The 14,323-nt window shown below is 67.5% G+C and carries 8 protein-coding genes; 3 read left to right on the top strand and 5 right to left on the bottom strand.

What is annotated here, in order from left to right; all coding sequences use genetic code 11:
- Positions 1-50: 50 nt before the first annotated feature.
- Entirely contained in the window at positions 51-1,067 is a 1,017-nt protein-coding gene (locus R3E10_17195; protein ID MEZ4417493.1) for a serine hydrolase, read from the bottom strand.
- 203 nt (positions 1,068-1,270) lie between these two features.
- Here R3E10_17195 and R3E10_17190 point away from each other — a divergent pair, with 203 nt between their 5' ends.
- Positions 1,271-3,910, top strand: a complete 2,640-nt coding sequence (locus R3E10_17190) for a prolyl oligopeptidase family serine peptidase (GenBank protein ID MEZ4417492.1) — start codon at positions 1,271-1,273, stop codon at positions 3,908-3,910.
- A 133-nt stretch (positions 3,911-4,043) separates the two neighbouring features.
- Here the strand turns inward: R3E10_17190 and R3E10_17185 are convergent, their stop codons facing one another.
- On the bottom strand, positions 4,044-6,083 hold the full coding sequence (locus tag R3E10_17185) for a S9 family peptidase (protein MEZ4417491.1): 2,040 nt from the start codon (positions 6,081-6,083) through the stop codon (positions 4,044-4,046).
- 313 nt (positions 6,084-6,396) lie between these two features.
- Here R3E10_17185 and R3E10_17180 point away from each other — a divergent pair, with 313 nt between their 5' ends.
- Positions 6,397-8,334, top strand: a complete 1,938-nt coding sequence (locus R3E10_17180; protein MEZ4417490.1) for a hypothetical protein — start codon at positions 6,397-6,399, stop codon at positions 8,332-8,334.
- Entirely contained in the window at positions 8,331-10,448 is a 2,118-nt protein-coding gene (locus R3E10_17175; GenBank protein ID MEZ4417489.1) for a sulfatase-like hydrolase/transferase, read from the top strand. The genes R3E10_17180 and R3E10_17175 overlap by 4 nt, the downstream gene beginning before the upstream one ends.
- A gap of 27 nt (positions 10,449-10,475) precedes the next feature.
- On the opposite strand, the gene R3E10_17170 is transcribed toward R3E10_17175, so the two are convergent.
- From R3E10_17170 to R3E10_17160, 3 genes are all read right to left on the bottom strand, one after another.
- Positions 10,476-10,979 carry a hypothetical protein gene (locus R3E10_17170; protein MEZ4417488.1) on the bottom strand — a complete coding sequence of 168 codons (504 nt, stop codon included), beginning with the start codon at positions 10,977-10,979 and terminating at the stop codon, positions 10,476-10,478.
- Positions 10,976-12,022, bottom strand: coding sequence for a DUF72 domain-containing protein (locus R3E10_17165; GenBank protein MEZ4417487.1), 1,047 nt, complete (start codon positions 12,020-12,022; stop codon positions 10,976-10,978). The genes R3E10_17170 and R3E10_17165 overlap by 4 nt, the downstream gene beginning before the upstream one ends.
- A 109-nt stretch (positions 12,023-12,131) precedes the next feature.
- A complete protein-coding gene (locus tag R3E10_17160) occupies positions 12,132-14,318 on the bottom strand; it encodes a DUF5916 domain-containing protein (GenBank protein MEZ4417486.1) in 2,187 nt (728 codons plus the stop codon).
- Positions 14,319-14,323 lie beyond the last annotated feature (5 nt).

The following is a 14,323-nucleotide window of genomic DNA, read 5'->3' as shown; positions in this document are numbered from 1 at the left end:
GGCCGGCCTGCGAGCTGGGCCGGGCTGCCTGGCCGTCACTCGCTCGCCGGTCACCGCCACGCCTCCACCAGGTCCTCGGCGATGAGGCCGAGCGCAGCCTCGAGCTCGAAGAAGTCGCCGGTATTCTGGTTGGTGAACACGGAGACGACCGTGGGGCCGCCCTCGTAGTACAGGATGCCCACGTCGTTTCCGGCGTAGGGCGGCCAGTCCCCCGTCTTGTGCGCGACGCTGGCTCGGCCCCGCATCCGCTGCGGCAACCGCGACGAGTAGAACTGTCGCCGCAGGATGCCGATCATCTCGCTGGAGTGTTCGGCGCTGGCCAGCTCGCCGGCCTGGATCTGCATCAGCAGTCGTGACATCTCGCGGGCGGTGGTCCGGCCCAGCCAACGAGCAGAATCGCCCTCCAGGGCGAAGGATCGCGCGGCGGCGCCCGAGTCCCCGGGAAAGCCCCTCTCAAAGACGTCGCGGTCCGACAGCGTGGCGAAGCCCGCATCCGTGTCGATCCAGGTCTCACGGAACAGCTGCCCGGTGGTGCTCTTCAGGCGCGTCTGCTCGTACCCCAGGTCCGCCAACATCGCATTCACACGCTCCAGACCCACCTTCCCGATGAGGAGGTCTGTGGCCGTGTTGTCGCTCGTGATGATCATCTGGGTGATCAGGTCGCGAACGGTGGGCTGCAGGCCGGGGGCGAAGGTCTGCAGAAGGCCGCTACCCCGGCGCAGGTCCTGCGGCCGAACGGCGATGCGCTGGTCCAGCTCCAGGCGGCCCGCCTCCGCGTCCCGGAAGGCCAGGACCATGATCGGGATCTTGATCACACTCAGCGTGTTCATGGGCTCGTCCGCCCGCACCTCGACGGTTTGGCCGGACCGGAGGTGTTGAGCGAACACGCTCGTCTTGGCGTCGAGCGCATCGAGCCGGGCTTGGATGCGGACACCCAGGGCCGCCGGATCGTCCGAGGCCCGCGGCAGGGTCGGGTCGGTCTGGGCCGTCCGGTCGGTCGGAACACAAGCGGCCGCCAACGAGACGACGGCCGACACGAGGGCGCAACGCGTTGGGCAGGACCTCATCCACATGGCGGATCTCTCCGGGAAGCCGGGGCGGGCGCGGTGGACGCATGCTCGGGCTCGGCGTGCAGACTGGCAAGCGTCCCGTCACTCCCGGCTGGGCGCTTGCCCGCGGGGCAGGCTCGGCCGGAGATTGCGGCACGCTGAATCCGGCGGTCCGCGAGGCGCGGACCCATCCGGTGCCCTGCCTGCCTCAGGAGGCTGTCGTGGCCGCCCTTTGTCGAACCATTTCTGCTCCCCGGGTCTTTCGGACGCTGGCGCTCTGCGTGGGCCTGGCCCTGGCCCCGGTGTCCCTGCTGGCCCAGAACGCAAACGACGTCGGCACCTGGCGTGCTCAGGACGTGCTGCGTGAAGAACAGTACGTGGCGCCACCAAGCGCCATCGCCGACGCCGTGCTCGCGCCGCGCTACCTGAACGTGACGCTCCGCGAGGTCAGCCCCGACGGACGTTGGTTCGTCAACGAGGTCGGGGACGGTCCGGTCACCATGGACCGCTTCTCCAAGCCGTTCCACGATCTGGGCGGCGAGTTCATCGACTTCCGCGCCAATCGGGACCGGAACCTCACGATTCGGAGCAACGTGGGGATCCAGATCATCTCGGCCGCGGACGGATCCGTCCGCGATGTCCAGGTGCCGCGCGGAGCGCGGGTCTCCAACGCGACCTGGTCCCCGGACGGGAGTCGCCTGGCGTTCTTCGTGCATACGGACGATGCAACGCACCTCTACGTGGCCGATCCGGCGAACGGGCGGGCCAGACAGCTCACGCGCACGCCCGTGCTGGCCACGCTGTACACGGGCTTCGACTGGTCAAACGATGGCCGCTTGCTCGCCACCGTGTTGATTCCGGACCGCCGCGCCCCGATGCCTACCGAGAGCTCGGTGCCTGCGGGTCCACGGCTCAAGCTGACGGAGGACGGGCAGAACATGCTCCGAACCTACGCCAGCTTGCTGGCAACGCCCCACGACAAGGCGCTTCTGGAGTGGCATGTCACCGGGCAGGTCGCGGTCATCGACGTCGAGAGCCGCCGGGTCACGCCGATCGGGCAGCCCACCATGGTGCGGTCGCTCGACCTCTCCCCGAACGGGGAGTTCGTACGGGTCACGCGGATGACGCAGCCCTTCAGCTATATCGTGCCGGTGGGCAACTTCGGCAGCGTCGAGGAGGTGTGGGACCGGAGTGGCGTGGCCCTGGCCACGCTGCGCGTCGACTCGCTCGACCTGGGCGTGCAGGACGACGATGCGCCACAGAACGGCGGTTTTGGAGGCGGCGACCAGAACGGGAAGCGCGAGCTGGCCTGGCGTGCCGACGGGAACGGCCTCACCTGGCTGGAGCAGGAGCCCGCCCCCGAGGGCGAGGAGCAAGCGGAGCCGGCGGAGGAAGGGGAGCGTCGGCCCCGCCGCAAGGACCGCGTGCTGCAGTGGCTGCCCCCGTTCGAGGAGGGGGCCGCTACGGTCGTCTACGAGTCGGATAGCCGCATCAGCACGCATCGTTTCTCGCCGGACCATCGGACCCTCTTCCTGTCCGAGCGCACCGGCCAGCGGGTGCACGAGTACGCGGTCGATCTGTCTGCTCCCGGCGAGAAGCACACGTTGGCGCGTTACGCGAGCGACGACTTCTACGCGAACCCCGGGGCGCTCCTGATGGCCGATGGTCGAGTGGGCGGGGGCGGTGGCTTCGGGGGCTTCCGTCGTGGAGGACCTCCAGGGAACGGCGCCGTGGTCCAGCTCTCGCCGGACGGAGGTCACGTCTACTACGTGGGGACCACGTACGCCAAGGACCCCATGGAAGAGGGACCCAAGGCGTTCCTGGACCGAGTGCCCATCCGGGGCGGCGAGAAGACGCGACTGTTCGAGGGCGACAACGAGGGCGTCTCCGAACAACTGCTCGCAGTGCTGGACGCGGAGGTCGGGCGCCTGATCGTGAGCCGTGAGTCGCAGGCCGACGTGCCGCAGTCCTATCTGCGCGCCGAGGGTCGACTGACCCAGCTCACGCACAACCGGGACTACACCCCCGACCTGACTCGTGCCCCCGTCCAGCGCTTCGTGGTGGAGCGCCCGGACGGATTCCGCTTCCGGGTCACGGTCAACCTGCCCCCGGACTACCAGGAAGGCACGCGGCTCCCCGCGATGTTCTGGTTCTACCCACGCGAGTACACGGACCAGGAGAACTATGACGAGGGAGCGCGGACGTTCGACAAGAACGCCTTCCCCAACTTCGGCACGAGGTCCATGCAATACCTCGTGCGCCTGGGCTACGCAGTGGTCGAGCCCGACGCCCCTATCGTCGGGCGTCAAGGTCAGATGAACAACAACTACGAGCACGATCTACGCAACAACCTCGCGGCCGTGATCGACGAGCTCGACAGGCGGGGGATCATCGACCGCCAACGACTGGGAATCGGTGGGCACTCCTACGGTGCGTTCTCCACGGCCAACGCCATGGTGCATACGCCGTTCTTCAAAGCGGGCATCGCGGGGGACGGCAACTACAATCGGACCTTCACCCCGTTGAGCTTCCAGAACGAGCGACGGATTCTCTGGGACGCGAAGGACACCTACCTGTCCATGTCCCCCTTCTTGTACGCCAACAACCTGACCGGTGCCTTGCTCATGTACCACGGCATGCACGATCAGAACGTGGGAACCGATCCGGATCACACGCCGCGGCTCTTCCACGCGCTCAACGGATTGGGCAAGACGGCTGCGATGTACCTCTACCCCTTCGAGGACCACGGACCGGCGACCAAGGAGACGCTCCTGGACCTGTGGGCCCGCTGGACGGCCTGGCTGGAAGTGTATCTGGAGAATCCGGCGGAGAGTCGCGCGGTGAGCGAGGATCAGGGATAGCTCGGCGGCCCGCCAGCAATCCTTCGGAGGGCTGACGCACCACGGGGCCGGCGGATGTGATCCGCCGGCCCCGTTCCTTACTCGTAGGGGCCGATCCCTTCAGCCCCGGCGCTGGGCCCAGCGGGCCCGGACCCTACTGGGTCACGTTGCTCCCACGTTGCCACTTCTTGAACCAGTCCTGCAGATAGAGCTGGGTGCGCAGGAAGTTGGACGGCCGCGAGCTGGTGCCGTGCCATTCGTTTTTGAAGCGCACCATCACCGTCGGGACCTTCCGCAGGCGGAGGGCGGTGTAGAACTCCTCGGTCTGCGGCATGGGCGTGCGCAGATCCATCTCGCCGGTCATGAGCATGGTCGGCGTCTCCACGTTGCCCACGTACATCAGGGGCGAGCGGCGCAGGTGCTCCGACGGATCCTCCCAAGGCAGCTTCTCGAAGTTGCGGTACCAGCTGGCACCGTCCGTGGTGCCGACGAAAGAGAGCCAGTTGGTCACCGGGCAGTTGGCGGAGGCAGCCGCGAAGCGCTTCGTGTGACCCACGATCCACGAGGTCAGCACCCCGCCGCCCGAGCAGCCGTAGACGAACATGTTCTGTTCGTCGATGTAGCCGCGGGCGACCACCTCGTCGACCCCCTTCATCAAGTCATCGAAGTCCTTGCCTGGATACGCGTTCTTGATGGAATTGCCGAATGCGCTCCCGTAGCCGGAGCTGCCCCGTGGATTCGTGTACAGGACCACGTAGCCCTGCGCGGCGTGCTCCTGCCAGGAGAAGTTGAAGCCCACGTTGTACATGCCGTGGGGCCCCCCGTGGATGGAGAGCATGAGGGGGTACTTCTTGGACGCATCGAAGTTCGGGGGCTTCACGATCCAGCCCTCGATGTCGTAGTCGTCCACCGACCGATAGTGGAACTCCTCCACCTCGCCGAGGCGCACACCCGTCAGGACGTCCTCGTTGACGCGCGTGAGGCGAGTCATCCGGTCCGGGCGGTTGAGCGGGAAGCTGTAGAGGTCCTCGGGCGCCTGGAACGTGGCGACCGTGGCGACCGCCACACCTCCGGCCATGGAACCCACGTCGAGCATGTGATTGCCTTGCGTCACCGCGCGCACGCCCCCCTGAACGGACACGAAGTGCAGGTTCGCGGCGCCATCGGCCTGGACGTTGAAGTAGAGCCCGCTGCCATCGGCGGCCCACTCGAGCTGGCCGGGGTCCCGGTCGAAGTCGCCGGAGATCATGTGTGGGTTGGATCCGTCGGCACCCATCAGGTAGATCTTCGAGGTGATGTACGTGTCGTCGGTCCAGTCGTAGCCGGTATAGGCGATCCAGCGCCCGTCCGGTGAAGGTGCGGGGTTCCCGTCTGGGCCCTTGCGGGTGGTCAGCTGTTGGATCCGCCCGCTGGCGACGTCCACCCGGTAGATCTCGGACTCCCGCCACTCGTGGTCGGCCTCCTCCACGCGCAGCGAAGAGAACACCAAGGCGGAGCCGTCTGCCATCCAGCGGGGACTCCGGTGATTCCAGGTGCCGTCGGTCAGTTGCCGAGGCGTGCCACCGTCGGCGGGAATGACGAAGACGTGCGCGTAGCCGTCATCGATGAAGCCCTGCCGATCCCGTCGGTAGCTGAGCCGGTCGACGATCTTGGGATCCTCGGTCCACTTGGCCCCCTCTGGGCGACCGGGGAGCTTGACGCGCCACTCCGGATCGTCAGGAACCGACATCGTGAACGCGATCTGCGTACCGTTGGGCGACCACTGCAGGTCCGAGGCTGGGCGCTCCAAGCGGCTGATCTGCGTGGTCGCGCCTTCGTCGTCCATCCAGCGGACAAAGATCTGCGTTCCGGATGGCTCTCCGTCGTCGGTATAGGCGATCCGGGTGCCGTCGGGAGACCAGCGCGGCGAGGAGCCGTCGACCAGAAAGCGGTTGCGCGAACCGTCGGCGTTCATGATCCAGACGGACGAGGCACGCCGGTCCCGCATCTGATCGACGTAGGACCGCGTGTAGAGGATCTGCCGGCCGTCGGGAGAGATCTGGGGGTCGGAGACCCACTCCCAATCGAGGTAGGTCTCCAACTTCAGCGTGTTCTGGGACGCGTCCTGCCCTTGCAGGTCCGTCGTGGGCCGGACCCACATCCCCACGCAGACCAGGGCCGAGGCGAGGGCGTGAAACGAGAGGCGGCGGAGCATCGTTCCCTCCAGGGTGATGGACACCGTGAAGGTAGAGGGCGGCTCGCCGGCCAACCAGAACCACTCCATCCGCGCCAGGAGCGGCCCCCGTCGGGCCCTGCCTCTCCCCCCTCAGGGGCTGCTGGCGCCGGAAGGGCGCGGTCCCCAGGCGCGTCAAACCCCCTTGCCGCTTCAACTTCGGACCGCTAAGCTCAGAAACTCGTCAAATAGCGGCCTTGAACACGCGGAACGTCGTCCGCATGCCCCCCGGCGGGGTCGCCACCGGTTTCCGCCCCCGCGCGTCGTCGAGCGGGGGACCGTGTGGGGGGTATCTATGTCCGAGGCTGTCCTCGCTCCGCCGGAACCGGTGCGCAGGGACGCGCCGCGTCGCAGCTCGCCCGCCGGCCGCGTGGGCGCGCTTCCCGACCTTCCGCTGGCTTTGCTCGTGGCAGCGCTCGGGTTCGGGTGGTTCCTGCTGCTGAGCTCCTGGTTCGATCCCCGGATGCTCGGTCGTCCCACCTTGGACGCGTGGTTTCAGGCCGATGTCGCGCGCGTCTTCGAGAACATGACGCAACGCTGGTCGAATCACGGGCGCACCTCGCATCACCCCGCGTTCTCCCTGATCGGCTACACGCCTACCTTCGCGCTGATGCACGCCGCCGGACTGGACGCTGTCGTTGCCGTACGGCTGGTCATTGCAGCGTTGGGTGGAGCGCTCGGGGGGCTCGTCTTCCTGAGCCTGCGCTGCATCGGCCTTGGCCGGCTGGAGGCGCTGACCTTCACCGGGGTCGCGCTCACCAGCGCCAGCGCCGTCTGTTGGTTCACCGTGCCGGAGACGTTCCCGTTCGGGTCGGTTGCGATCGCGCTCGGCGTGTTCACCGTCGCGGCTGGTGTGAAGCGCGTCCCGCAGGGGGGGTGGGACGTCTTGGCCAGCGCGGCCATGCTTGCCACGACCAAAACCAACTGGGCGATCGGCATGCTGGCCTCCTTCGCGCGCCACGGCTGGAGACGCGTCGGTCGCATCGCCGTCAACGCCTTCGCCGTGGTCGTGATCCTCTGGTCCGTGCAGGACTGGATCTTCCCGGATACGAACTGGTTTCTGGCCCGCCGCCGACTCGAAGAGGCGGCGGTGTTTCCTGCGGATGGGATGGGTCTTTGGGGGGTGATCCGAAGCATGTTCGGCCACACGATGGTGTTCCCCGCCATCGCGGTGGTGGACGTACCCAACATCGGGGAGTGGCCGCTGCTGTTGACACAACGCTCCGGACTGGGCTCCTCCGGTCTCCTGGGGGGCGTGGCTACGGCAGGTTGGTTCGTGTTGCTCGCGGTGGGACTCTATACCGCGTTGCGCGCTCCCGAGCACAGGAGGCTTGGAGCCTTCCTGGTATTGGCCATCGGCTCACAGGTCGTCCTTCACTCTGTTTTCGGGGACGAGACCTTCCTCTATTCCGCCCACTTCCTGCCGCTGTTGGTGGTCTTGGCCGCCCTTGCGCTGCGCAGCCCCTGGAGGCGCCCCCTGCTGGCCGTCGCAGCGGTGGTCCTGGTGACCAACGCAGCCAACAGCGTGAGCCAGTACCGTCAGGCCACCGGCTTCATCGACGAATGGGGTGCCTACCATCACAGCCTCCGCGCGGGCATGGCCGAGCGCCCGCTGGATCGCTGGCAGCGAAACGAATCGGTCGGGTTCAGCGCGGGCGAGGGCCTGGATGGCGCGTGGTACGGCCCGGGAGGAAGCGGGTATCCTGCAGCTGGCACGTTCGGACTCAATCTCTGGGTGCGCGATGCCCTCGCCGACACGGTCATCGCCACGAGCAACGACATCCCGCTGGAGTCGATCAACGAACAGCCCATCGAGGACCAGGGCCGAAAGCTGGGCTGGGTCTCCCACACGCCCTGGTACACGACGCGCTGGCGGGCGCTGGCACCCAGGTCGTTCGAGTTCTCCGTGACGGGTGCCCAGGCCCCGCTCGACCTGGTCGTCCGCGGCATCGCTCCGCGGGATCCGGGTCCATTGCGGGACATCCGCATCGAGGGCGACACCTTGATCCTGAACGAGCGCTGGCGCATGGCTCCAGTGACGGGACCCATCTACCTGGGCACCGAGGCCGGGGATTGGATGGAGGCCGAACCGGTGGCCGCCAGCGTCAGTGATGCCGGAGGGTGGGCGTATGCACGCATCCCGTTGGACCATGACGCGTTGCAGGTGAAGATCTGGGATCCGGACGCGAGTGGACCGCGCGGACGCATTCTGGGCTGGATCCGGGGCGGATGACGGACGTCCGGACCGCACGACGGGTGTGGGTGACCGCACTCGTGGTGCTGAGCATCGGCTGGTCCGGGTTCGCGTTCGTTGTCGTACCCAACCTCATCCGCTCCGCCTACCGGGGCGAGAGCCTCCCCGCCCTCAACGCCCTGATCACGGGACAGGCCGAGAACGGGGTCCGCGTGTACCTCGGTCTGTGGCGGAAAGCGGCGCTGGCGGCCACCGCAGCGCTGGTGGCGGGCCTCGTGCTTGCGGCGCTGGCCTATCGCTTCCGTGCTCCCCTCGACTCCCTGCGTGCAAGGGTCCTGCAGAGCGGACCCACTCTGGGGCTGCCCGCGACTCTCATGGTGAGTGCCTGGGCCGGTCTGGGGTTCGGTCTATTGGAGTCGGGAGGCAGGGCGCTCACGCGGCGGGGTGAGGGGATCTTCGAGTATTGGTCCAATCCAGACTACTGGTGGATGACGCCGACCGCCGCTGCCGTGTTGTTCATCGCCTCGGGGTTGGTCCTCTACCTCGTCGCGCGCGGGCGCCGCGGCGGTCTCTCCCTGCGGGCGCTGGTGGTGATCCTGGTGGCGGTTGGTGCGTACGGAGCCGTGCGGGTCATGCGCCTGGGGATCGACGATCGGATGCTGTGGATCCTCGCGCTCGGCCTGGGCGTCCACCTGGGGAGGTCGGCCCAAGATCATCCGAACCGAATGCTGCGACTGGTGCGGATTACGGCGCCCATGCTGGCTCTGCTCGTGCTGGGCGCCTTTCTTTGGCAGCAGCCCGTGTACCGATTCCGTGCGCAGCGCTCGCTCTCGGGCGGGCCCGTGCCCGCCCGGGGGGCTCCCAGCGTCCTGCTGGTGGTGCTCGACACCGTGCGACGCGAGAACCTGAGCCTCTACGGATACACTCGTCCGACCACGCCGACTCTGGAGGCGTTGGGTCGACGCGGCGCCGTCTTCGACCGTGCCTTCAGTACGGCTCCCTGGACCCTTCCCTCGCACGCGAGCATGCTCACGGGACAGTACCCCTGGGCGCAGTCGGGCGGATGGGCACGGCCTTTGGATGACGAGCATCTCACCGTGGCGGAGTACGTGCGCGACCGCGGATACGCGACGGGCGGATTCGTGGGGAATCTGCTCTACACCAGTGCTGCCTCCGGCCTCGATCGGGGATTCTCCACCTACCTGGACGATCCCGTCCGCCTGGACACCTGGCTCTACTCCGCGATCGCCACCCGCTGGATCCTCAATCGGATCCGTGCGCACATTCCCGGCGGGGACCGTGGGCCGGGACGGAAGTTCGCAGCAGCCGTCAACACGGAGTTCCTGGGCTGGGTGGACCGGATCGGAGACAGGCCCTTCTTCGCGTTCTTGAACTACTTCGACGCGCATGGGCCCTACGAACCTCGATTCCGGACGGAGGCCGTCGGGCGGGGGGGGACTGCCCCGCGGGACTCCGTCATGGTGAAGCCCTCGGTCTGGAGAGCGCTGTCCGAAGAGGAGCAGACCGAGGTCGACCTCTACGACGGTGCCATCATGTCGATGGACCGTGCCTTGGGAGAGTTGTGCGCGGAGCTGGAGAGTCGGGGCCGTCTCGAAAACACGATCGTGATCGTCACGGCCGACCACGGTGAGCACTTCCACGAGCGCGACATCGTCATCCACGCCAACAGCCTCTACAGCCAACTGGTGCACGCGCCGCTGGTGATCGCGTACCCTCCGAGAGTGCCGGCGGGAGAGCGGATCGAGGCCGCCGTGAGCTTGCGCGACCTGCCCGCCACCATTGCAGACCTCATCGAGCCGGGAGCCGCCTCATCCTTCCCGGGACGATCCCTCCTGGAGGCGCCGAGCCCGGGGACGAGCATCGCCTTTTCCCAGGTCGTTCCCAGCTTTCTGGATGAGCAGAGCGGACCGGTTTCCCGCGGTCCGATGAAGTCGGTCGCTGTGGGGCCGTACCACTACATCCTGAACGGCGACGGCGTGGAGGAACTGTTCGATCTGGATCACGATCCGGCGGAGGAACGGGACTTGATCGCGGTGGACAGCCTGCAGCCCCTCCTACCGGAGCTGCGTGCGCGCCTGCGGGCTGCGCTGCTCCCGGAAGGGCTGGCACCCGGTGTCCAGGGCGGCCGCTAGACAGGACCTCCGTCCCCGGGGTGGGTCTCAGTCCCGGACACTGGCCCACTTGAGGTAGAACCCCGGCAAGGGGACGATGCGCGAGGCCGGTGGCGTATCGTCTTCGGGATCGGCCCGGTGGATCCACAGCGCTCGGCTGACGTTGAGCTCCGCACCGATGTCCGACCTACGGAAGGTCTCGACCTCGAAACCCACCGGTGCCCTCAGCATGAGGCCACTGCCGATGCCCTCCTCCTGGCGGGCGGTCACGTTCCACAGGCCCAGCCCCACGAAGCCCTGCACTGTGCCCTGGCCCAGGTACTGCTTTCCCACCACCGAAACGCTGACGTCGCGTAGCGCCCACGTCCCCAGCGTCAGCTCGACGGCGCTTTGATCCCGGACATACTCCATGCTGATGCCCAAGAACGCGGTGCTTCCCAGAGTGATCCCGAACCGGAAGAGGTCTGGTTCTCCGGGAGTCTGACCCAGCCCAGCACTCGGTGAGGCACCGCTCAGGAGCCAACCGAGGAGCAAGCACGCGACGCTCTTCATGAGCCGAGAGCGCCCGAGATCATGCGGGCCAGCTTGAACACCGAAAGCGGCGACGACCCCTCCGCCTTGTTGTTCACGATCACGGTCACCTCACGTTCCTCCTCCAGGGCTTCCACGGCTGCGGTCGTGATCCAACGGCGCGACGTCACATCCTCGGCCACGAGGGCGTCGAAGGGTGCGAACTGCTCCCGTGCGTCCTCGTACGTGAGTCCGTGTCCCAACATCCAGCGCACGAGGAGAGGCCCCTGCGCGGGCAGCGGAATCAACTGACGTTGCTGGCGAATGGGCGGCATGGTGGGGTGCACGTTGAAGGCGTGGGCCGCGCCATACGCGCTGAGTGCGTCGCGGTAGGCTGGCGTAAGCAGTGCGGAGGTCCGCACCTCCACTGCATAGGGTAGCCCCGCCGGCAGCGCCGCCAGGAACTGTCGCAGACGTCCCGCGAATCCGCCGGCCCCGCCTACGTCCCGCGGATCCAAGGGCGGGAATTGGAACAGGAGCGCGCCGAGCTTGTCGCCCAGTCCGGCTCGTGCAGGTTCGATGACCTCGCGGATCGCGTACGTCGCGTCGAGGAACAGCGGATTGCTCGCATGGATGCCGCCTCGGGCGCGCACGCGCTCTGCGCGCTCGCCCGGTGGTGGCGGCGCGCCGTGGGGGTGTTGGGGGCCGGCCAACTGTGGAATGGTCAGGCGCCGATCGGCCTTGACCAGGAAGCGAAACCCGGAGGGCACGGCATCCCCGTACTCACGGAAGGTCACCGCGGGAATGGGCTCGTAGTAGGTGCGGTCGATGCCCACGGCGCGCAGCAGAGGGTGGCGGGCATACGGCTCCAGGCCCTTCCGCGCCAGCAGTGCCTCCGGGGCGCGTTCCGCGTATACGATCCCGGCCCAGCCCGGGAACGACCAGGAGGAGGTGCCCATGCGCAGGCCGGGCGGGAGCGTGGCAGCGAGCTCCCTCAAAAGGGGCTCGACCGGCGCGGACCCCACCGCGGACGGCTCGAGGGCGGCGTTTTCGCCCGAGAACAGATCGGTCTGGTTGCGGCTCACGAAGGAAAGCTAAGTCCCTGGGGGAGTGGGGCCACCCGGCCCCGTCCGCAGTGACCGAGCCGGCCTCCGCGCGCGAGCGAGCCGCAGAGGCCGAGGGCGGAGCGGGCGTTCAAAAGGCCTTCAGATAGGTCAGCTTCACCACACCCGTGCGACGCGCCCAGCGGCTCTCCCGAGGGTCCAGGGCGTCGCCCGTCCGATATCCGGTGTCGAACACCACGAAGAGGTCGCTACCGGGCGTATGGATCCAGTCGATGCGCACGTTCGCCTGGAGCACATCGGAGACGTCGTCGTATTGGATCAAGGCATTGGCGAAGAGGCTGCGGCTGAGCGCGCCCAACAGATTGACGCCCAACACGGTCGTGGAAAACTCGCCGTCCTCCACCGGAAGGTCGATCTGGTTGCGCGTGGCACTCACGCCAACCGTGAGGTGGGGGCCGGTCTTCCAGGTGACGCCGCCCGTCAGCTCCTGGCGCGTACCGCTCCAGAACTGCCCGAAGGTGAATCCGCCGGTGCCCGACCAGTTTCGGCTCTCGTTGGTGCGGAAGCTCACGTCGGCGCTCGTGAAGCTGTAGTCGCCCACCTCCAGCTGGCGCCCCTGGATGGAGGCCGCGGACTCGAGGATCTCCGTGCGCCGACGCACGTTCAGCATGAGCCAGTCCCCGCTCTGGAAGGTCAGCATGTTGTGTGAGAGCAGGCTCGTGCTCTGTTCGTCGCCATCCTGCCCCGTGATGTACTCACCCGTGACGGCCATGGTCATTCGCCGTGCCCAGCGGCTCGACTCGAATCGCGGAAACCAGGCTGCGCTTCCGTCGACCCGGCGCATGTCGCGCCGGCGCACGAACCCGAGCGCGGGGTCGTAGTCCGAGTCCACGCTGGTGAACCCCGCGCCTGCCGAGGCCGTGGCGCTACGGAGATCCAACTGGGCGCTCCCTGCCGAACTCGGGCTTCCCTGGCCGTGCCACACTCGCGCGAACCAGCCATCGAACGAGCTGGACCCCGCGAAGCGCATCTGGAGATCGCCGCCACCCAGACGGTTGTAGCCTGCATCCGACTCCAACGTCGTGAAGATCCCTCCGACCGTGGTGCGTGGCAGCACATCGGCGCGTAGCCGTACCACCGAGTTCACGCCCCCGGGCAGGGGAGCGCCGCTGGCATCGGTCGCATCGGCGGTACCCAGGGCCAATGCTCCGATCGAGAGCCGCCCAATCTGTCCGGTGACCCGCCCTCCGCCGCGGATGTCGTTGGGTAGGCCGATCCTGCGACTGAAGAAGGCCTCCGTCTCCCTCGCGTCCCCGAACTGGAAAAGTCCCTGGCGTTCCAGGAAGAACTCGCGTTTCTCGGGGAAGAACAGACTGAAGCGGGTCAGGTTGATCTGGACGTTGTCGGCTTCGACCTGGGCGAAGTCCGGGTTGAGCGTCAGATCCAGCGTGAGGCTGGAGGTGATCCCGTACTTCACGTCGACGCCGGCATCGGAGAGCGTCTCGGTCTGCGTCCCGGCGAGACTCTGACGGCCCCCGATCGCGTAGGGCTTGACCTCGACGTGCCGCGCCCGCTGCAGGGATTCCAGCCCGACGAGCGTCGCATAGCGTGAGACCTGGAAGATTCCCGAGCGATACTGCTGACCGATGTGCGGCCAGGTCACCTCTTCATTCTTGCGACGGATGGACCGATAGAAAGCGATCCCCATCTCGGGCGTCTCGTCCTCGCTGAAGCGAAGCGTGGTGAAGGGAACCTCCACCTCGAGCACCCAACCCTCATCGGTCACGCGGCCTTCAGAACGGTAGACCCCTTCCCAGTCCCAGTCCGAGAGGGTCATGCTCTCGTCCGAGATGAGCGCATCGCCCTGGGTGCCGAAGGGGTTGAGCTCGAAGATGTAGGCGTTGCGCCGGTCCAGGTAGGAATCCAGAGCGATGATGACACGGTCGTCCTGGTCGATCCGGCCTTCCCGGTGCAGGATGCTGCGACGGATGCGACTGGGCTCGCCGTCACGGAGCAGCAGTCCGAAGTAGAGCGCGTCCTCCGTGAACGCCACCCGGACCTCGGACCGCTCGGTGGCCGGCGCGCCGTCCACCGGCTCCCTCTGCCGGAAATCGGTGATTGGTTCGATCCGCTGCCAGAAGGGCTCGTCGAGCACGCCGTCCACGGTAGGTGCCTCGGGTACGCGCATCGCGCGGACCACCGGCGCCGGGGTCGCGGGTGCCCCACCCGCACCGCCGTTCTGCCCCTGCGCTCCGGCCGGCAGGCCCAGGACCAGCATCAGTAGACCGAGTCCTGCCCGTACGCGCCCACCCCCCATGCCCA

It is taken from the genome of Gemmatimonadota bacterium (assembly GCA_041390105.1).
In the GTDB taxonomy this organism is placed as follows: Bacteria; Gemmatimonadota; Gemmatimonadetes; order Longimicrobiales; family Gaopeijiaceae; genus JAGQIF01.
Note: the sequence above shows the minus strand (reverse complement) of the source record. Positions and strands in the feature narration are given on the sequence as shown.